Raw genomic sequence first — 18,174 nt, forward strand, 5'->3', positions numbered from 1 at the left:
CTGACTCAGTGCGACGGGAAATAATACAGGTCGCTGACAACCACTAAGGCCATCAGCAAGAGGAGATAGCCTTAGGAGTTGTTCCTGGTTGACAGGGAATTGAGCCAGTATCTACTGGGTGTGTCCAAGGCGAATGTCCTCTTAGCGTAATCGTGCGCGCATGTTACGCCAGCAGTAACAGTGGCGTCAACACGCAACGAAACGCTGAAGGGCATTAATTGACCTTCAACGTATAAGACTAGCAGATTATTACAAAATAATGATATTTTTCTGAAAGTTACACAGTTTCCAGTCGGGCATAGGCGGCCACCAGCCATTTGATCCCCTGCCCCTGGAATGCCACCTGCAACCGGCTATGCTCGCCGCTGCCTTCAAGGTTCACAATGGTACCTTCACCAAATTTTGCATGACGCACGCGCTGGCCGAGCTTGTAACCGGTGTCATTTTCCGACATCGGCGTACCCAGGCGCTGATGGCTGACAGGACGGCTGACACTGGCGCGCAGGCGTACCTCTTCCACACACTCTTCCGGCAGTTCACCGATAAAGCGTGATGGACGGTGATAGACCTCTTTGCCATACAGACGGCGGGTTTCGGCGTAGGTTAACGTCAGTTTTTGCATGGCGCGGGTGACTCCCACGTATGCCAGACGGCGTTCCTCTTCCAGACGTCCACCTTCATCCAGCGACATCTGGCTCGGGAACATCCCTTCTTCCATCCCGACGATAAACACCTGCGGGAACTCCAGCCCTTTGGCGGAGTGCAGAGTCATCAGCTGCACCGCATCCTGCCAGGTATCCGCCTGCCCTTCACCGGCTTCCAGCGCGGCGTGGGAAAGGAATGCCTGGAGCGGCATCAGGTCTTCGTCTTCTTCGTTGTAGCTGAACTGGCGCGTTGCCGTGACCAGTTCCTCTAAGTTCTCAATACGGGTCTGGCCCTTCTCGCCTTTTTCCTGCTCGTACATCATCCACAGGCCGGAATCTTTGATAACCCGGTCAGTCTGAACATGCAGCGGCATGTCCGCTGTTTCCTGCGCGAGAGCGTCAATCAGTTCAAGGAAGCGCTGCAACGCGCTGGCGGCACGTCCGGCGAGGGCTTTTTCCTGCAACAGCTCACGACAAGCCTGCCAAAGCGTGAGCTGGCGATCGCGGGATGCCTGACGCACTACGTCCAGCGTTCTGTCACCAATGCCGCGCGTTGGAGTATTCACCACACGCTCGAAGGCCGCATCGTCGTTACGGTTGGCCATAAGACGCAGATACGAGAGCGCATCTTTAATTTCCTGGCGTTCAAAGAAGCGCATCCCGCCATAAATCCGGTACGGCATACTCACCTGCAACAACGCCTCTTCCAGCACACGCGACTGGGCGTTGCTGCGGTAGAGAATGGCACACTGCTCCAGCGCACCGCCGTTGTCCTGCCAGGTTTTGATGCGGTTAACCACAAAGCGCGCTTCATCGAGTTCGTTAAAGGCGCAGTAGAGGGAGATTGGCTCGCCATCGACGCCCTCGGTCCACAGCTTTTTGCCCAGGCGCCCGTTGTTGTTCTCAATCAGGGCGTTCGCCGCGCTCAGAATGTTGCTGGTCGAACGGTAGTTCTGCTCCAGACGAATGGTTTCTGCGCCAGGGAAGTCATTGAGGAAGCGCTGGATGTTTTCCACCTGCGCGCCACGCCAGCCGTAGATAGACTGGTCATCATCGCCGACGATCATCACCTTGCCGGTATCGCCAGCCAGCATCCGGATCCAGGCATATTGAATGTTGTTGGTATCCTGGAATTCGTCCACCAGGATATTGGTAAATCGTTCGCGGTAATGCTGGAGAATATGCGGCTTATTCAGCCACAGCTCATGTGCTCGCAGAAGCAGTTCGGCAAAGTCCACCAGACCGGCGCGATCGCAGGCTTCCTGGTAGGCCTTATACACGTTCTGCCAGGTCTGCTCGACCGGGTTGCCAAAGCTCTGAATATGGTGCGGGCGCAGCCCTTCGTCTTTTTGACCGTTGATGTACCACATGGCCTGACGCGGCGGCCACTGTTTCTCATCGAGGTTCATCGCCTTGATCAGGCGTTTCAGTAAACGCAGCTGGTCTTCGCTGTCGAGGATCTGGAAGTCCTGCGGCAGGTTGGCGTCCATATGATGCGCGCGCAGCAAACGGTGTGCCAGACCGTGGAAGGTGCCCACCCACATACCGCCCTGGCTGGTGCCCATCAGCTGCGCAATACGGTGACGCATCTCTGCCGCTGCTTTGTTGGTGAACGTCACCGCCATAATGGAATACGGTGAGCAGTTTTCAACGCTTTGCAGCCACGCGATACGGTGCACCAGAACGCGCGTCTTACCACTGCCCGCCCCAGCCAGAACCAGCAGGTTAGTACGCGATGCGGCAACCGCGTCACGCTGTTTGTCATTAAGGCTGTCGAGAAGGTAGGAAACGTCCATTGGCACCGCCAGGTAATGTCAGGCAGGCGAAGGTCATGCATTCGCCAAAACCCTGGTAATTTATACAATATTATTGGTGATTATATCAGCGTGGTGAGGGATGCCAACCGTGAAATTTCTATGTGTGGCAACAGCCGACTGTCCTGGGTCTGCATCAGATCGGCCTTTTCTGGCTTGATCCAGCAGGCCTGCATCCCGCAGCGGATCGCCCCGGCAACGTCCGTGGTCAGATCATCGCCCACGTGCAGGATCTCGCCTGTCGGCAGGTCGAGTTTTTCCGCCGCCAGGTGGTACATATCGTTGAACGGCTTAGCGCGTCCGTGCGGGCCTGCGCGCAGCACGAATTCAAAATAGTCGCCGAGGCCAAAGAGTTCAGGTTGCGCATTGCCGTTGGTGATCGCCACCAGCGGCCACTTTTCAGCAAGCGCTTTCAGGGTGTTGTGGGTTTCCTGCGGTACATCGATACGGCTACGCCATTTCGCGAAGTTTTCCATCGCCGCTTCGGCGCCAATGGCGGCATCGTGCGCACTCATGCCAACATTTAACATCGCCTGCTCCACCGCACGGCGACGCCACTCAGTGACATCGTGATAAATATCCGGCTCGGTTTCCCGAAGAGCCTGACGCAGACGCTGGAAGTCTTTGTTCTGCATCTCTTTCAGGGCAGGATGGTAGTTCTGCACAAACGCCAGCGACTCCTGCTCAGTGCGCAAGATAACCGGGTGGTTGTCATAAAGGGTGTCATCAAGATCAAACGTCAGGGCTGAAATCTGACCTAATGGGCGGTAAAAACGCATTATTTCCCCCGTTTGGCGCGTGGATGCGCCGCGTCGTACACCGAGGCAAGGTGTTGAAAATCAAGGTGGGTATAGATTTGAGTGGTCGATAAGTTGGCGTGACCTAACAGCTCCTGCACGCCGCGTAAATCACCGCTCGATTCAAGCATGTGGGTGGCAAATGAGTGGCGCAGCTTGTGCGGGTGAACATGGCTGTTAAGCCCTTGCTTAATGCCCCACTCCGCAAAGCGTTTCTGCACGTTTCGCGCCGAAATGCGCTTGCCGAGCTTCGACAAAAACAGGGCGTTTTCCTCTGCGCCAAACAGACCGCGCAGATCCAGCCAGTGCTCAATCCAGGACACCGCATTGCGGCCAATCGGTAAGCGGCGCTCTTTGCTGCCCTTACCCATTACCCACACTTCACCGGTATCAAGATCGAGATGTTTTAAATCGAGGTTCACCAGCTCAGAAAGACGCAGCCCGGCACCGTACATCACTTCCAGCATGGCGCGATCGCGCACGGCCAGCGGATCGTTAAGATCGATATCCAGCAGGCGGTTTACATCGTCTACATCGATATTCTTGGGCAGATGACGAGGAGCTTTTGGCGTGGCGATCCCTTTTGCCGGATTGGCTTTCAGGCCACCCTGGCTGACCAGCCAGTCGAAGAAACTGCGCAGCGCAGAAAGTCTGAGCGCAAGGCTCGCCGGGCTTAGCCCCTTGCGGCGGCTACGCACCACAAAGGCTCGCACGGTAGCAGCGTCACATTGTTGCCAGCTTTTCAGGCCGATTTCTTCGGCAATCTGCATGATGGCATCAAGCTGACGCTGATAGTTGAGCAGCGTAATCGGGCTTAGCTGACGCTCAACGCCCAGATAACGCAGAAAGCGCGTGACGTCAGTCGAGAGCAATACGTCCGTCATACCCGTTCAATCCAGCGCTCCAGTAGCTCAGGCAACATGAGCGCCAGCTCCTGCAACAGGTGTGTCCCCTGCCCTTGCTCATAATGGTGCGCGTCACGGCTGGTGAACAACATCACGCCTAAATCGCCATCGCGCCCCATCAGCGACATCGCCACCGAACCAATGGCTTTGGCCTCTGGCAAAACCACCAGCAGCTCAGGTCCGTTCAGCGGCCCAAGATAGTGATTCTCGTGGCCAAGACGCTGAATGCGCAGCGGTTCAAACGCCTGACGGTTTAGCGCCAGATGGGTAAAGCCGGACGGCGCGCCGATGCGCCAGCGGTCAGGGAAGAGGCGGATCGTTGCGCCTGCCAGCCCCAGTTCACGCGCCCAGCGATGGAAGCGGCTGAGAAACTCGTCGAGGCTGTGCGCAGAGGCCAGACGCGCTTGCAGATGCAGCAAGCGATAGAACAGGCTTTCGTTGTTACTTGCCTGCTCCATCAGCAGCGTCATGTTCTCTTCGAGCTGATTGATATGGTTACGCGAGCGTGCCATGTGCCATTCGACCAGCGACACAGATTCACGCACCGGATGGGGCACGCGCATCTGTTCGACAACGCGTGCATTGCGGATAAAAAACTCAGGATTGCGCAGCAGGTAATCAATAACAGCTCTGTCGTCCAGTTCCGTTTCTGATGCCTGAAGTTCTTCCCCTGGTTGTTTCATAGATGGATAAACCCGTCATAGACATGTGCCGCCGGGCCAGTCATATAGAGTGGATGACCCGGTCCTTTCCAGGCGATATCAAGACGACCGCCTGGTAACTCCACGCGAACCTCTTCTGCCAGTAACCCCTGAGAGATACCGACCGCAACAGCCGCACAGGCACCGCTTCCGCAGGCCTGGGTTTCACCCGCGCCGCGTTCATAAACACGCAGACGGATGTGTTCGCGTTTTACCACCTGCATAAAGCCAATATTCGCACGCTCAGGGAAACGCTCGTGGCTTTCCAGCACCGGACCAAGTGTTTCAACTGCGGCGGTATCAACATTATCGACCTGAATCACGCAGTGTGGGTTGCCCAGAGAGACAACGCCGCACAATACTGTCTGCTCGGCCGCACGCATAATATAGGTCTTTTCCGCTTTGTTAGCGCGAAACGGCACGGCGGATGGCTCAAAGTTAGGCTCACCCATATTCACGCGAACCAGCTCATCGTCGGTAACGCTCAGGATCATGCGTCCGTTCGCCGTGCTCACACGAATATCACGCTTGTTGGTCAGCCCTTTCAGGCGAACAAAGCGGGCAAAGCAGCGCGCGCCGTTACCACACTGCGACACTTCACTACCGTCGGCATTAAAAATGCGGTAGTGAAAATCGAGGTCAGGATCGTAGGGTGGCTCAACCACCAGCAGTTGATCAAACCCCACGCCCAAATGTCGGTCCGCCAGACGACGGATCAGATCGGGTGAGAAAAAGACATTCTGCGTTACCGCGTCGACGACCATAAAATCGTTGCCAAGGCCATGCATTTTAGAGAACTGCATCATTTGCTCCATTGCGCGGGTACAGAACGTAATTATCAGAAATTAACCTGAGTCGGGCCGCCATTATCACCGCGATCGTTAGTCGTCGGCGAAGAGGACTCGATGGTGCTTTGTACTGGTTTCGTCGGCGGTGGCGCGGTTTTATCCGCTGGCGGGAAGTACAGTGGTCCCTTCAACCCGCAGCCGGTCAGGCTAAACAGCGTGATGAGAACGGCAAGCGTTCGGAAAACGTTTTTCATTATAAAGTTGCCCGTAAGTTCAAATCTGTTTCTATCATCGCAGGAGAAGACACAAAAGCAAGAGTTTGCCGCTTTCCTGCAACGGGAATTATTTAGCGTTATACTGCCGGCATCACGAAAAACAGGAACAAAACCATGAACGACAGTGAATTTCATCGCCTTGCCGACAACCTGTGGATGACTATCGAAGAGCGTCTTGACGACTGGGAGGGCGACAGCGATATCGATTGTGAAATCAATGGCGGTATCCTGACCCTAAGCTTCGAAAACGGCAGTAAAATTATTATTAACCGTCAGGAGCCGCTTCACCAGGTCTGGCTGGCAGCCAAGCAGGGCGGCTACCATTTCGATCTCAAAGAGGGCGAATGGGTTTGTGACCGTAGCGGTGAAACGTTCTGGGATTTGCTGGAGCAGGCGGCGACCGCACAGGCGGGTGAAGAAGTCAGTTTCAGGTAGTTTATGGCCGGGTAAGCGTAACGCCACCCGGCGACAAGGCTCAGGAAAAATACTGCTGCAACAGCGGTGTCGTTGCGTCCTGGCTGGCTGGCACTGCTGGCGCAATGGCCTGAGTGCGGAACGGGATCACCTGTGTGCGGCCATCCACATTCACAATCTGGTAGAACTGCGGCAGGTTGAAGTTAATAAAGCTTGAGCCGTAGGTGAATCGGTCGTGAGACGACGAGTAGAAGCGGCTGACATCGCGTACCAGCTCTTCTTTGCTGCCTTCACAGTGGTGATAAACCTCAGCGCGGTTGGTTTCATCCAGAATGTAGATGTTGAAACCGGCGTCATCACCCGACTCTTCGAAGAAGAACTGAATAATCCCTTCACTGGCAAAACCATCCACCACCTGCGGCAGTTTGACATGGTTGGTTTCGACCTGCACGGACAGGCCATGCAGCTTGTTGTGCGAAATCGCGCCGTAGAACTCGATGGCGTTTTCCAGTTTCTGTACCGACACGTTCAGGCGTTCAAAGAACAAGCCCCAGGTCTGGCCGGAGACGCGCAGTGCTTTAAAGCGCCCGGTTTCCTGGCGAGTACTGGAAAGACGCAGTTCAATACACTCAGAAACCAGCTGCTGTACACGGGTACGGATCAAACCACGAAGATGCTGGCTGTAGCAGAACACTTCCACGCTGTCCGGTGGTGCGGCATCCTGGTGCATCTTGCCGAGAATCGTTTTCAGCGCTTCGATCATCGCCTGCTCGCCGTTGAAGTGCAGGGTACGCACTTCGTTCCACGAGTTGCGATACAGCAGGTCAACGCTACCAACCAGGCAATTTTGCTGCTCACCAAAACTAAAGACATCCAGCTTGCGGAAATCAAAATGGACCACCTGATTGCGGAAGGCCGCCGTCGGGTCGTATTCCAGGTTGACGATAATCGCCAGATGGCGAATCTCACACGGACTGTAGAGCGCTTTCGGCGTCGGCGCAGGCAGACGCAGCGGGAAGTGGTGCGAAACGTCAGCGACCATCTCCTGCAATTTTGCTAAATCGACTACCTCGTTACCTTTAATAAACAACCGGGTGCGCGAGGTCAGCAGGCCGTTAAACCAGGCCCAGGCCACCAACTTGTTTAGATAGCGGTTATATTCCAGCGGCTGATGGCTGATTATCGAATCCATGCTTGGCGCACGATTGTACAGATACCATCCGGTGCGGTTCGCGCGGCCCGGCGGCACATAGATAAAGGTCAGATTCGGTTCAGACAGGTCAGGCGAAATCTGCGGGTTAACCAGCGTGACTTTACCCGGCAGCGCTTCAAACGCGGCGTACAGTTTACGGGTCAACACACCGATATCCTGTGGGCTGGCTGATACACTAAGGTTATTACGGCGCGCAAAGCGGATAAGATTACGGTAGCTTTGCATCATCGCATCGAGCAGTTCGTTGTGCGCTTCACGCACCTGGTCGATTTTCCAGTTAGCGCGGTTGTCGAGCATAGACAGACGTTCTTCGTCCCATCCCCACTCTTTAACTAACTGACTGACCACTTCACGGCGCCAGCCAACGCAGGCGCGTTCGCGGCTAAGTTTTTCACAGACTTTAAGATAGAAACATCGACGCACCAAATCCAGACGCGTGGTGTCATCAATGGCTTTCAGGTATTCGGTGACGCGTTCCAGCATCATGCAGTAGGCATCAAGCCCGAAGGAGACAATCTCACCATCGTGCAGACGCTGTTTGATATCTTTCGCCAGCAGGCGCGGCGTTGGGTATTCCCAGGAATAGGCTTCAAGCAGCAGCGTTTTCAGCACCGCTTTGTACGGGGAATCGATACTTTTATACAGCTGCCACAGGCTCGCGCCAAAGTACTCTTCGGCCGACAGGGAGCTCAGCCCGCCCAGATCCAGCCATTCGTTTGGCGTCAGTACGCCCTGCGCATACAGCGACATGACGTAATCGTCGTAATGCTCTTCTTCTTCACACGGCACCATATTCCACAGAATACGCTTACCGGCCAGACGAACGGCAGTACGGTAGAATTCATCCAGCAACAAAATGTGCTGCGTCGAGCCGCAGTCCTCACCACCCAGACTGCCACTTTCGTTATGACGGAAACGGTTTTCATCAATCAGGAAGAAGCTCACTTCCACGCCGAGCGATGCCGCCCAGCTTTCCAGCAGGCTGCATTTACGCTGCAACAGCTGACGCTCTTCGTTATCAAGCCAGGATTGATGACAGACCCAGATATCCAGGTCAGACGAACAGCTTTGCCCTACCGATGAGGTACTGCCCATGGAGTAAACGCCGGTTATCGGCAGCTCACCTTTCGGTGATTCCTGCGGCGGCATCCCACGATAGAGTTCCAGCTCGTTCAGATAGTGCTGTTGGGTTTCATCAGGCGTGAAAAGGCAAATGCCCTGGGGAACGTTACCGTCGAGGTAACCCGGCATCAGCGGATGGTGATAGTGCAATAATGTCGGCAGCAGACTGTAAACCTGTTGGAAAGCAGGTCCCATGGCAGCAAGCGCGCGATCCACACGCAATTGATTTATGGCATCCAGTCTCTGTTTCAGAGTCTCAATATAGAGGTACAAGACGTATCGCCTGATGTTTGCAGGTGTCGCAAACCATTCATAAATCGAACAATGGCGAGCCCGCAGTATTTCAAAAAGATAACCGTTACCCTTTTTCGCCCTTATCTTTATGGTAGTAGCGACGAAAAAATGGTCTAAAACGTGATCAATTTAACACCTTGCCGATTGACCGTAAAGAAAGTTGCGCTACATACAAAGTGTAGCATCAATCTGTACGTGTAAATTCCTGAATACGGCTGCGGGTGACGATAACGCCGCCCTGTCCCTCTCTGCATCATCTACCGTAAAACTGCCATCACAGAGACAACAATGTTAGGATGGTCAACGGTTGATAATGACGGTAACAAGCATGTTAGACAATGTTTTGAGAATTGCCACACGCCAAAGCCCCCTTGCGCTCTGGCAGGCACATTATGTTAAGCAGCGCCTTGAAGCCTGCCATTCTGGTTTGCGCGTCGAGCTGGTGCCAATGGTTACGCGCGGTGACGTCATTCTTGATACGCCACTGGCCAAAGTGGGCGGAAAAGGCTTGTTTGTCAAAGAGCTGGAGCTGGCATTGCTTGATAACCGCGCCGATATCGCCGTACATTCGATGAAAGATGTGCCCGTTGAGTTCCCGGAAGGTTTAGGGCTGGTGACCATCTGCGAGCGCGAAGATCCGCGCGATGCATTTGTTTCAAACCAGTACGACTCGCTCGAGGCGTTGCCACAAGGCAGCGTGGTTGGCACGTCAAGTTTACGCCGCCAGTGCCAGCTGGCTGAACGCCGCCCGGATCTGGTGATTCGTTCGCTTCGCGGCAACGTGGGCACCCGCCTGAGTAAGCTGGATAACGGCGATTACGATGCGATTATCCTCGCCGTGGCAGGGCTGAAACGCCTGGGTCTGGAGTCACGCGTCCGCGTTGCGCTGCCGCCAGAACTGTCGCTGCCGGCAGTTGGCCAGGGTGCCGTCGGGATTGAGTGTCGTCTGGATGATGCGCGCACACGCGAGCTGCTTGCGCCGCTAAATCATGACGACACCGCGATTCGTGTCAAAGCCGAGCGCGCGATGAACACCCGTCTTGAAGGCGGCTGTCAGGTGCCAATTGGCAGCTATGCTGAATTAACCGGTGGCGAGCTGTGGCTGCGCGCGCTGGTTGGCGCACCGGATGGCTCACAGATGGTTCGCGGCGAACGTCGCGGCAAGCCGCAAGATGCCGAACAGCTTGGCGTTTCGCTGGCGGAAGAGTTGCTCAATAACGGCGCCCGTGAAATTCTGGCTGACGTATACAACGGAGAACCCCCTGCATGAGTATTCTTGTCACCCGCCCTTCTCCCGCAGGAGAACAATTAGTGAGCCGTCTGCGCACACTGGGGCAGGTGGCCTGGAGTTTTCCGTTGATTGAATTCTCCCCCGGTCGGGAGCTGTCTGCGCTCGCCGACCAGATGAATACCTTGCAGGAAGGCGATCTGCTTTTTGCCCTGTCGCAACATGCCGTGGAGTTTGCCCATGCTCAGCTGCAACAGGCCGGATCGCACTGGCCCACAGCACCGCGCTATTTCGCGATTGGGCGCACCACCGCGCTGGCACTGCATACCGTAAGCGGAATAGATGTTCGCTATCCGTTAGATCGGGAAATTAGCGAAGTCTTGCTACAATTACCTGAATTACAAACTATTGCCGGAAAGCGCGCGCTCATTTTACGCGGTAACGGCGGGCGTGAATTACTTGGCGAGACCTTAAGTGAACGCGGTGCTGACGTCACGTTCTGTGAATGCTATCAGCGCAATGCAAAAAATTATGATGGTGCGGAAGAAGCGATGCGCTGGCACATGCGCGGCGTCGATACCCTGGTGGTCACCAGTGGTGAGATGCTGCAACAGCTCTGGTCGCTGATACCGCTTTGGTATCGTGAAAACTGGTTACTCCGCTGTCGGCTTCTGGTCGTCAGCGAGCGTCTGGCGAACCACGCCCGGGAACTGGGCTGGCAAGATATTCGGATCGCTGATAACGCCGACAACGATGCGCTGCTGCGCGCATTACAATAACTCTCATAATGGGAAGCCATAATGACGGAACACGAAAAATCCTCCGCCGTGGTTGAAGAGACCAGGGAGACTGTGGATACCACATCACAGTCAGAAACGACTGAGAAAACCGTTGAGAAGAAAAACGGCAGCAATAAAACCAGCGTGGTGCTAAGCGCAATTGCCATCGCTATTGCTCTGGCTGCTGGTGTTGGCCTGTATGGCCTGGTGAAACAACAAGGCACCAACCAGACGGCCACCAGCGATGCGCTGGTTAATCAGCTCACCGCCCTGCAAAAAACGCAGGAAACACAAAAAGATGAGCTGGAAAGCTTTATCAAACAGCAGGCTACCGCACTTTCCGAGGCGAACAGCAAGCAAGAAGAGCTGACCAAACAGCTGAGTGAAGTGCAGCAAAAAGTCGCCACCATTTCCGGTACTGATGCCAAAACATGGTTGCTCTCGCAGGCCGATTTCCTGGTGAAACTGGCCGGGCGTAAGCTCTGGAGCGATCAGGATGTCACCACGGCCGCCGCGCTGCTGAAAAGCGCCGATGCCAGCCTTGCCGACATGAACGACCCGAGCCTTATCTCCGCACGTCGTGCCATTACCGAAGATATCGCCAGCCTGTCTGCCGTTTCGCAGGTCGACTACGACGGCATTATCCTCAAGGTCAATCAGCTCTCCAACCAGATTGATAACCTGCAACTGGCGGATAACAACGACGACGACTCCCCGATGGATTCCGACGGTACCGAGCTTTCGAGCTCGCTCGGCGAATGGCGCGTGAACCTGCAAAAAAGCTGGCAGAACTTTATGGACAGCTTTATTACCATCCGCCGTCGCGATGAAACCGCCGTACCGCTGTTAGCACCGAACCAGGACGTCTATTTGCGCGAAAACATTCGCTCTCGCCTGCTGGTTGCCGCGCAGGCGGTTCCGCGCCACCAGGAAGAGACGTACAAACAGGCGCTGGATAATGTCTCTACCTGGGTACGCGCGTACTACAACACCGATGACGCGACGACCACCGCTTTCCTCGATGATATCGACAAGCTGAGCCAGCAGAACATCACCATGAACGTTCCGGATAAGCTTGCCAGCCAGCCGATTCTGGAAAAGCTGATGCAGACGCGTGTGCGTAACTTACTGGCACAGCCAGGCGTTCCGGCAGAGTCTAACGCCGAAGCTCCTGCCTCCGCACCAGCACCAGCGCCAGCGCCTGAAAACGCGCCACAGGGAGAGTAGTCATGTTGAAAGTGTTATTACTCTTCTTACTGTTGATCGCCGGGATCGTCCTGGGGCCAATGCTTGCAGGTCATCAGGGTTATGTCCTGATCCAGACCGATAACTACAACATCGAAACCAGCGTGACCGGTCTGGCGATCATCCTGATCCTCGCGGTTGTTGTGTTGTTTGCCGTTGAATGGGTTCTTCGCCGCATTTTCCGTACCGGCGCACATACCCGCGGCTGGTTTGTCGGTCGTAAACGCCGCCGCGCCCGCAAGCAGACTGAGCAGGCCCTGCTTAAGCTCGCCGAAGGTGACTATCAGCAGGTTGAAAAGCTGATGTCGAAAAATGCCGATCATGCAGAGCAGCCGGTGGTGAACTACCTGCTGGCGGCAGAAGCGGCGCAGCAACGTGGTGATGAAGCCCGTGCGAATCAGCATCTTGAACGTGCTTCCGAGCTGGCTTCAAACGATCAGATCCCGGTTGAGATCACCCGCGTTCGCCTGCAACTTGCGCGTAATGAAAATCACGCAGCGCGTCATGGTATTGACCGCCTGCTGGAAATCACCCCGCGTCACCCGGAAGTGTTGCGTCTTGCCGAGCAGGCGTATATTCGTACCGGTGCATGGGGCTCGCTGCTGGATATCATCCCATCGATGGCGAAAGCAGAGGTGGGTGATGATGAACATCGTGATGAACTTCAGCGCCAGGCATGGATTGGGCTGATGGATCAGGCGCGCGCCGATCTGGGTAGCGATGGGCTGAAAACCTGGTGGAAGAATCAGAGCCGTAAAACACGCCAGCAGATCCCGCTGCAAGTGGCGATGGCTGAACATCTGATTGAGTGTGACGATCATGACACCGCCCAGGAGATCCTCCTCGACGGCCTGAAACGCCAGTATGACGACCGTCTGGTGATGGTGATCCCGCGCCTGAAAACCAACAACCCAGAGCAGCTGGAAAAAGTGCTACGCCAGCAAATCAAAACCGTGGGTGACCGCCCGCTGTTATGGAGCACGCTGGGTCAGTCGCTGATGAAGCACGGCGAATGGCAGGAGGCGAGTCTCGCCTTCCGTGCTGCGCTGAAACAACGTCCTGACGCGTTTGACTACGCCTGGCTTGCCGACACGCTGGACAAGCTCCACAAACCGGAAGAGGCGGCCGCCATGCGCCGCGACGGGCTACTGTTAACCTTGCAAAACAACGCGAATCAGCAGTAACAGAACAGGAGGCCAGTTGGCCTCCTTTTTTTATCGCTCATCTCCTGCTACATTCAATGCAACTTCACCCGGAAATGAACCCGCCAATGTAACGACATCTTTTCATTAACCTTTTTTCATACACGCGCTGATTGCCGCGTGGACTAAATCGTTTTTGAAAGGAATGTCTTCATGAACTCGCTTCTGTATGCGCTTGTTGAAGCGCTGCGTAGCCACCGCTGGCTTCGCTTACTGGCCTGCGCCTTTATCTTTACCTCACTGGGCAACGGATTAACTCAGGTTGTGGTGTTTGGCCTGCTGCTAAAGTGGCAGGCACCCGCCGCCCTGTTAACCCTCGCCTATTTCTTTGCCACCGTACCCGGGTTTATCGGCAGCCTTTTCGGCGAAAGATTATGCCTGCGCTTTTCACCGATGGGTTTGCTGATGCTGACGGAACTGCTGGGGTTAATCGCCCTGCTTTTCCCTTTGCTTGGCGTGTATTACCACAACATTCCGGCATTACTTGCCGTGCAATCCGCGGAAGCACTCCTGAGCGGAATGAGCTGGCCGGCCCTGACCTTATTGTTCAAACGTGGGCTGTCGGAATATGAGCTTCCGGCGGCAACCTGCCTTGAGAACGTGATTTTTGCCTCTCAGGTGCTGTTAGGCACAGGGCTGGGTGTGGTGTTGTTTCAGCGGATCCCCATTCAGCCGTTACTGGCAATAGATGCGGCGAGCTTTGTGGGTTCGATAATGATGCTGTTTCTGGCAGGGAAGGCTTTTGTCTCCCGGACAACACCGAAACCCGCAGATGAGCAGCCACCCGTTACGTTACGCTGGCAGCATCTCACGGTACGGCAAAAGCGTAGCCTGCTGCTGTTGCCCGCGCTGGCGGCTGTAGGCTCGCCTGCCATGGCGCTGCTCCCGGCCCTGGTGCAGCAGATCCATCCTGCGGATGCGGTTAGCCTCGCCCTGCCCCTGCTCTTCGCCAGAAGCATGGGCCAGCTGTGTGGCCCTATGCTGCTAAAGAGAGACAGCCTGGCGCGATACGCGGCGAAAAACCGCCTGCTGCTGACCTGTATGAGCGTATTTCTGCTGGCATATGGCGTGATACCGTTTGTATCAGGGGGAGCGGTGATGGCTCTGGGAATGGTTTTTATCGCCCACCTGGCATCAAACATTGTTTTTGCGGCAGGAACGTTTGGCGTGCTGAGTAGCTTTCATGCCATGCAGATCGCTTCGGCCAGCGGTAAAGCCTGGCGATGGCAAACGATCAGCGCCTCACTCTTTACCGGTATTGCTGCTCTGGCAACGACATCGCTTGGCGCAATTCAGACGCTGTATGTGGTCTCTGCCAGCGCACTGTTGCTGGTTGCCCTTATCATGGCGAATTTCCGGGAATAATGCATAAAAAAACGCCTGCTAAAAAGCAGGCGTTAAAACAGGTCTGTAAGACAACATATTGGTGCTTCACTCAACGTTGTGTCCATGGTGTTTGATGAGGCCGAAGCGACATCTGTCAGTGGACGATAAGCACCGTAAACGGCTCTGCATCATTCCGGGGTTTATGAGGCACAAAGGCGAACATAAGAGATGGAATGAGCATCTACACGTATATTATTGCACGTTACATGCCAGAGTTGCACCAGAGAGTGTTATCCCGCGCAACATTTTAAGATAAAAGGCTTTTTCGTTATTCTGGCAACGGTTGTGCCCTGGAAAGCACAGGCAAAGCGATCAAAGTGTTGCCAGGAAGCGACAGCAAAAGTGCCAGACGAACAAATGATTATATTTCAGTGGATTAGGTGTCGCTGAATCACGACAAAGATACTGAGCGTTGTCGGGGAATGACAACAGCAGTGAAGAACGACAGAAAACAAAAAACCCCGCCGAAGCGGGGTTCAAAATTGGTCGGCGAGAGAGGATTCGAACCTCCGACCCACTGGTCCCAAACCAGTTGCGCTACCAAGCTGCGCTACTCGCCGATGTACTGCTTTTTTGAATTTTTAGTTCAATTCATTTAAAAAGTCGTGGTGCGAGGGGGGGGACTCGAACCCCCACATCCAAAGGACACTAACACCTGAAGCTAGCGCGTCTACCAATTCCGCCACCTTCGCAATTCACAACTCTTTCAAATAATGGGGTGGCTAATGGGATTCGAACCCACGACAACTGGAATCACAATCCAGGGCTCTACCAACTGAGCTATAGCCACCACTGATAATACTTTCACGCGGTACTGACTACTTCTCAGACCACCGCAGCTCCAGCACCGGGTTAATGGTGCGCCCGACAGGATTCGAACCTGAGACCTCTGCCTCCGGAGGGCAGCGCTCTATCCAGCTGAGCTACGGGCGCTTAGCGCCGTTGCGGGGCTGGATATTACGTACCTCCGTCCCCGCTGTCTAGTGCTTTTTTTAAAAAAATGCGCGTTTGGTTATGCTTTGCACACTTTGCCGCTTATTCCTCCACTTTCTGCGTGGAGGCACGGCGGCCAAGGCCAAACAACTTGTACCCTGCAGTCACGGCGGCCAGGAAGATCATCCCGACAAACAGCGACATGCGAGTATCGTCATTAAAGTACATACCGATTAAAACGCAAACCAGGAACGCCATCGTTAAATAGTTCGCCCACGGGAACAAAATGGAGCGGAACGGATGGCTGGCAATGGCCTTCTTGTGCGCCTGACGGAAACGCAGCTGGCTAATCAGGATCACAAACCACGGGATCATCCCTGGCAGCACGCTGGCGCTATACACATAGACAAACACGCGCTGTGGATTCGGGATGATGTAGTTCAGGCATGAACCAATCAGCAGGATTGCAATCGATACCGCCACGCCCGCAACAGGAACGCCCGTACGAGAAACTTTCCCCATTGCCGCTGGCAACTGGTTGTTTTTGGAAAGCGCATACAGCATCCGGCCACAGCTGTACATTCCGCTGTTACAACCAGACAGCGCAGCCGTCAGTACCACAAAGTTGATGATCCCTGCCGCCGCGGTGATACCAATTTTCGCGAAGGTTAAAACAAACGGGCTACCGGTCGTGCCGATTTCATTCCATGGGAAGATAGTCACGATGACGAAGATCGCGCCCACATAGAAAATCAGGATGCGCCACAGCACTTTGCCTACCGCACTACGCAGCGTAACCTGCGGGTTTTTCGCTTCACCGGCGGTAATACCAATCAGTTCAACACCCTGATAAGAGGCCACGACGATACACAGCGCTGTCAGGAGGCCCTTCCAGCCACCAGCGAAGAAGCCGCCGTTCTCGGTCAGGTTACCAAAGCCGATGGCGTGTCCACCGTTGCCAATACCGAAGAAGATAACGCCCAGACCGACCACAATCATCACAATGATGGTGGTGACTTTGATCATCGCGAACCAGAATTCAATCTCACCGTACAGACGCACGGCGGCAAGGTTGGCCAGTGCGACCAGCCCCACGGCGATAAGCGCAGGTATCCACTGCACCATATCCGGGAACCAGAACTGCACGTAGACCCCTATCGCGGTGATTTCCGAGATACCAACGGCCATCCACATAAACCAGTACGACCAGGCTGTCAGATAGCCAAAGAACGGGCTCATATAACGGTGTGCGTATACGGCGAATGAACCGGCCACCGGCTCCAGGAAGAGCATTTCGCCCATCGAACGCATGATGAAGAAAACGAACAGCCCGGCGATGATATACGCCAGTAATACAGACGGGCCTGCCCACTTGAGCGTACTTGCGGAGCCCATAAACAGGCCAACGCCGATAGTGCCGCCCAGCGCTATCAATTCAATATGTCGAGCCTCCAGCCCACGCTGAAGCTCTGGTTTTTTCTCTGCCATAAATCCTCGGTTGTGTTTGCCGTTTCCCGGTTTTTACCGGTTATATTTTTTGGGGTACTGAAATATGCGGGGGAATGGTTTCTTAAATTCTGCCAAATGGCAAACGATGCATTAAAAAAATGAATGTATTGCACAGATACGCAGCAGTTTTGCAGGGGAGTTGCAGCGCGAACAGCATATCGCGCTACATTTTGATTACATTTTTCCGGTGTAGTGCCAGGTGAGATACCGCAGCAGACGGATCTGCCGTTTGATACGTGTAGGCTGAGATAAAAGACGATACAGCCATTCCAGCCCCAGGCGCTGCCACACCTTCGGCGCACGTTTAACATGGCCGGTAAAGACATCGTAAGTGCCGCCAACCCCCATGTAGAGCGCATTCGGGCACACAAGACGGCAATCACGCATCAGGATCTCCTGGCGCGGAGACCCCATCGCCACCGTCACTATCTTGGCGCCGCTGTCGCGCACGCGTTCAAACAGCGCCTGCCGGTCTTCTGGTTTGAAATACCCATCCTGGCAGCCAACGATATTTACATTCCACTGGCCACGCAGCTTCTGTTCCGTCTGTGCCAGTACATCTGGCTTACCACCGATAAGGAATACGGGCGTGCCTTCAGCCCCTGCACGCGCCATCAGTGCTTCCCACAGGTCTGCACCCGCGACACGAGAGACCTGCGCACCCGGGTATTTTTTACGGACAGAACGTACCACGCTGATACCGTCTGCGTATTTAAACTCTGCGGCTTCTATCAGGCTTTTCACTTCAGCGTTATCTTCTATCGCCAGCATCTTTTCTGCGTTGATGGCCACCAGCGTGCCCGATTTCATCTGCCCTTCAGAGAACAGATAATCCAGCGCGTGTTGCATATCACGCCAGCCAATAAGCTGTATGCCGCGCAGCGCGTAGAGCGGCGCGGAAGTCGTGTCAGTCATAACATCCTTA

16 protein-coding genes and 4 tRNA genes are annotated in these 18,174 nt (G+C 54.8%); 6 read left to right on the forward strand and 14 right to left on the reverse strand.

Annotation, left to right across the window (positions count from 1 at the left end; all coding sequences use genetic code 11):
• Window positions 1-71: 71 nt before the first annotated feature.
• The 7 genes from ysgD to lptM form a co-directional block, all read right to left on the reverse strand.
• Complete coding sequence (gene ysgD, locus ACS603_RS18380; protein WP_409978112.1) at window positions 72-317, reverse strand: YsgD/CorL family protein; 246 nt, start codon at window positions 315-317, stop codon at window positions 72-74.
• Entirely contained in the window at window positions 278-2,440 is a 2,163-nt protein-coding gene (gene uvrD, locus ACS603_RS18385) for a DNA helicase II (protein ID WP_474944691.1), read from the reverse strand. The genes ysgD and uvrD overlap by 40 nt, the downstream gene beginning before the upstream one ends.
• An 80-nt stretch (window positions 2,441-2,520) precedes the next feature.
• Window positions 2,521-3,237 carry a 5-amino-6-(5-phospho-D-ribitylamino)uracil phosphatase YigB gene (gene yigB, locus ACS603_RS18390; RefSeq protein WP_395676530.1) on the reverse strand — a complete coding sequence of 239 codons (717 nt, stop codon included), beginning with the start codon at window positions 3,235-3,237 and terminating at the stop codon, window positions 2,521-2,523.
• Window positions 3,237-4,139: a tyrosine recombinase XerC gene (gene xerC, locus ACS603_RS18395; protein WP_014072274.1), complete on the reverse strand. Its 903-nt coding sequence runs from the start codon at window positions 4,137-4,139 to the stop codon at window positions 3,237-3,239. Before xerC ends, yigB begins: the two co-directional genes overlap by 1 nt.
• Window positions 4,136-4,843 carry a DUF484 domain-containing protein gene (locus ACS603_RS18400; protein ID WP_182062940.1) on the reverse strand — a complete coding sequence of 236 codons (708 nt, stop codon included), beginning with the start codon at window positions 4,841-4,843 and terminating at the stop codon, window positions 4,136-4,138. The genes xerC and ACS603_RS18400 overlap by 4 nt, the downstream gene beginning before the upstream one ends.
• Window positions 4,840-5,664, reverse strand: coding sequence for a diaminopimelate epimerase (gene dapF, locus ACS603_RS18405; RefSeq protein WP_182063492.1), 825 nt, complete (start codon window positions 5,662-5,664; stop codon window positions 4,840-4,842). Before dapF ends, ACS603_RS18400 begins: the two co-directional genes overlap by 4 nt.
• Before the next feature lie 35 nt (window positions 5,665-5,699).
• Window positions 5,700-5,903: an LPS translocon maturation chaperone LptM gene (lptM, locus tag ACS603_RS18410; RefSeq protein ID WP_182062941.1), complete on the reverse strand. Its 204-nt coding sequence runs from the start codon at window positions 5,901-5,903 to the stop codon at window positions 5,700-5,702.
• Between the two features lie 135 nt (window positions 5,904-6,038).
• Here lptM and cyaY point away from each other — a divergent pair, with 135 nt between their 5' ends.
• On the forward strand, window positions 6,039-6,359 hold the full coding sequence (gene cyaY, locus ACS603_RS18415) for an iron donor protein CyaY (RefSeq protein ID WP_166718561.1): 321 nt from the start codon (window positions 6,039-6,041) through the stop codon (window positions 6,357-6,359).
• 40 nt (window positions 6,360-6,399) lie between these two features.
• Here cyaY and cyaA read toward each other — a convergent pair whose 3' ends face one another.
• Window positions 6,400-8,946 (reverse strand): class I adenylate cyclase, encoded by a 2,547-nt coding sequence (gene cyaA / locus ACS603_RS18420; RefSeq protein ID WP_182062942.1) that lies wholly within the window; start codon window positions 8,944-8,946, stop codon window positions 6,400-6,402.
• A 349-nt stretch (window positions 8,947-9,295) separates the two neighbouring features.
• On the opposite strand from cyaA, the gene hemC reads away from it, so the two are divergent.
• The 5 genes from hemC to ACS603_RS18445 all read left to right on the forward strand — a co-directional run bounded on the left by hemC (window position 9,296) and on the right by ACS603_RS18445 (window position 14,786).
• Entirely contained in the window at window positions 9,296-10,237 is a 942-nt protein-coding gene (hemC, locus tag ACS603_RS18425; RefSeq protein WP_182062943.1) for a hydroxymethylbilane synthase, read from the forward strand.
• Window positions 10,234-10,974, forward strand: coding sequence for a uroporphyrinogen-III synthase (gene hemD, locus ACS603_RS18430; protein WP_182062944.1), 741 nt, complete (start codon window positions 10,234-10,236; stop codon window positions 10,972-10,974). The genes hemC and hemD overlap by 4 nt, the downstream gene beginning before the upstream one ends.
• A gap of 21 nt (window positions 10,975-10,995) precedes the next feature.
• Window positions 10,996-12,201, forward strand: a complete 1,206-nt coding sequence (gene hemX / locus ACS603_RS18435) for a uroporphyrinogen-III C-methyltransferase (RefSeq protein WP_474944692.1) — start codon at window positions 10,996-10,998, stop codon at window positions 12,199-12,201.
• A 2-nt stretch (window positions 12,202-12,203) separates the two neighbouring features.
• A complete protein-coding gene (hemY, locus tag ACS603_RS18440) occupies window positions 12,204-13,403 on the forward strand; it encodes a protoheme IX biogenesis protein HemY (protein WP_182062946.1) in 1,200 nt (399 codons plus the stop codon).
• A 171-nt stretch (window positions 13,404-13,574) separates the two neighbouring features.
• Window positions 13,575-14,786, forward strand: a complete 1,212-nt coding sequence (locus ACS603_RS18445; protein WP_474944693.1) for an MFS transporter — start codon at window positions 13,575-13,577, stop codon at window positions 14,784-14,786.
• Between the two features lie 504 nt (window positions 14,787-15,290).
• Here ACS603_RS18445 and ACS603_RS18450 read toward each other — a convergent pair.
• The 6 genes from ACS603_RS18450 to wecG form a co-directional block, all read right to left on the reverse strand.
• Window positions 15,291-15,367, reverse strand: a tRNA-Pro gene (locus tag ACS603_RS18450).
• Between the two features lie 46 nt (window positions 15,368-15,413).
• Window positions 15,414-15,499: transfer RNA gene (locus ACS603_RS18455), tRNA-Leu, on the reverse strand.
• 22 nt (window positions 15,500-15,521) lie between these two features.
• Window positions 15,522-15,597 (reverse strand) — tRNA-His (locus ACS603_RS18460).
• Window positions 15,598-15,663: 66 nt separating this feature from the next.
• Window positions 15,664-15,740: transfer RNA gene (locus ACS603_RS18465), tRNA-Arg, on the reverse strand.
• A 102-nt stretch (window positions 15,741-15,842) separates the two neighbouring features.
• Window positions 15,843-17,228, reverse strand: coding sequence for a bifunctional threonine/serine APC transporter ThrP (thrP, locus tag ACS603_RS18470; protein WP_315687284.1), 1,386 nt, complete (start codon window positions 17,226-17,228; stop codon window positions 15,843-15,845).
• Window positions 17,229-17,423: 195 nt separating this feature from the next.
• Entirely contained in the window at window positions 17,424-18,164 is a 741-nt protein-coding gene (wecG, locus tag ACS603_RS18475) for a lipopolysaccharide N-acetylmannosaminouronosyltransferase (RefSeq protein ID WP_182062949.1), read from the reverse strand.
• Between the last annotated feature and the right edge of the window lie 10 nt (window positions 18,165-18,174).

The sequence above is a fragment of the Enterobacter sp. Li2LvB3 genome (assembly GCF_056156645.1).

What these genes read in the sequence shown, in the direction of transcription:
- ysgD (WP_409978112.1), bottom strand. Translation starts at nt 317, where the DNA reads ATGGCTGGTGGCCGCCTATGCCCGACTGGAAACTGTGTAACTTTCAGA.
- uvrD (WP_474944691.1), bottom strand. Translation starts at nt 2,440, where the DNA reads ATGGACGTTTCCTACCTTCTCGACAGCCTTAATGACAAACAGCGTGAC.
- yigB (WP_395676530.1), bottom strand. Translation starts at nt 3,237, where the DNA reads ATGCGTTTTTACCGCCCATTAGGTCAGATTTCAGCCCTGACGTTTGAT.
- xerC (WP_014072274.1), bottom strand. Translation starts at nt 4,139, where the DNA reads ATGACGGACGTATTGCTCTCGACTGACGTCACGCGCTTTCTGCGTTAT.
- ACS603_RS18400 (WP_182062940.1), bottom strand. Translation starts at nt 4,843, where the DNA reads ATGAAACAACCAGGGGAAGAACTTCAGGCATCAGAAACGGAACTGGAC.
- dapF (WP_182063492.1), bottom strand. Translation starts at nt 5,664, where the DNA reads ATGCAGTTCTCTAAAATGCATGGCCTTGGCAACGATTTTATGGTCGTC.
- lptM (WP_182062941.1), bottom strand. Translation starts at nt 5,903, where the DNA reads ATGAAAAACGTTTTCCGAACGCTTGCCGTTCTCATCACGCTGTTTAGC.
- cyaY (WP_166718561.1), top strand. Translation starts at nt 6,039, where the DNA reads ATGAACGACAGTGAATTTCATCGCCTTGCCGACAACCTGTGGATGACT.
- hemC (WP_182062943.1), top strand. Translation starts at nt 9,296, where the DNA reads ATGTTAGACAATGTTTTGAGAATTGCCACACGCCAAAGCCCCCTTGCG.
- hemD (WP_182062944.1), top strand. Translation starts at nt 10,234, where the DNA reads ATGAGTATTCTTGTCACCCGCCCTTCTCCCGCAGGAGAACAATTAGTG.
- hemX (WP_474944692.1), top strand. Translation starts at nt 10,996, where the DNA reads ATGACGGAACACGAAAAATCCTCCGCCGTGGTTGAAGAGACCAGGGAG.
- hemY (WP_182062946.1), top strand. Translation starts at nt 12,204, where the DNA reads ATGTTGAAAGTGTTATTACTCTTCTTACTGTTGATCGCCGGGATCGTC.
- ACS603_RS18445 (WP_474944693.1), top strand. Translation starts at nt 13,575, where the DNA reads ATGAACTCGCTTCTGTATGCGCTTGTTGAAGCGCTGCGTAGCCACCGC.
- thrP (WP_315687284.1), bottom strand. Translation starts at nt 17,228, where the DNA reads ATGGCAGAGAAAAAACCAGAGCTTCAGCGTGGGCTGGAGGCTCGACAT.
- wecG (WP_182062949.1), bottom strand. Translation starts at nt 18,164, where the DNA reads ATGACTGACACGACTTCCGCGCCGCTCTACGCGCTGCGCGGCATACAG.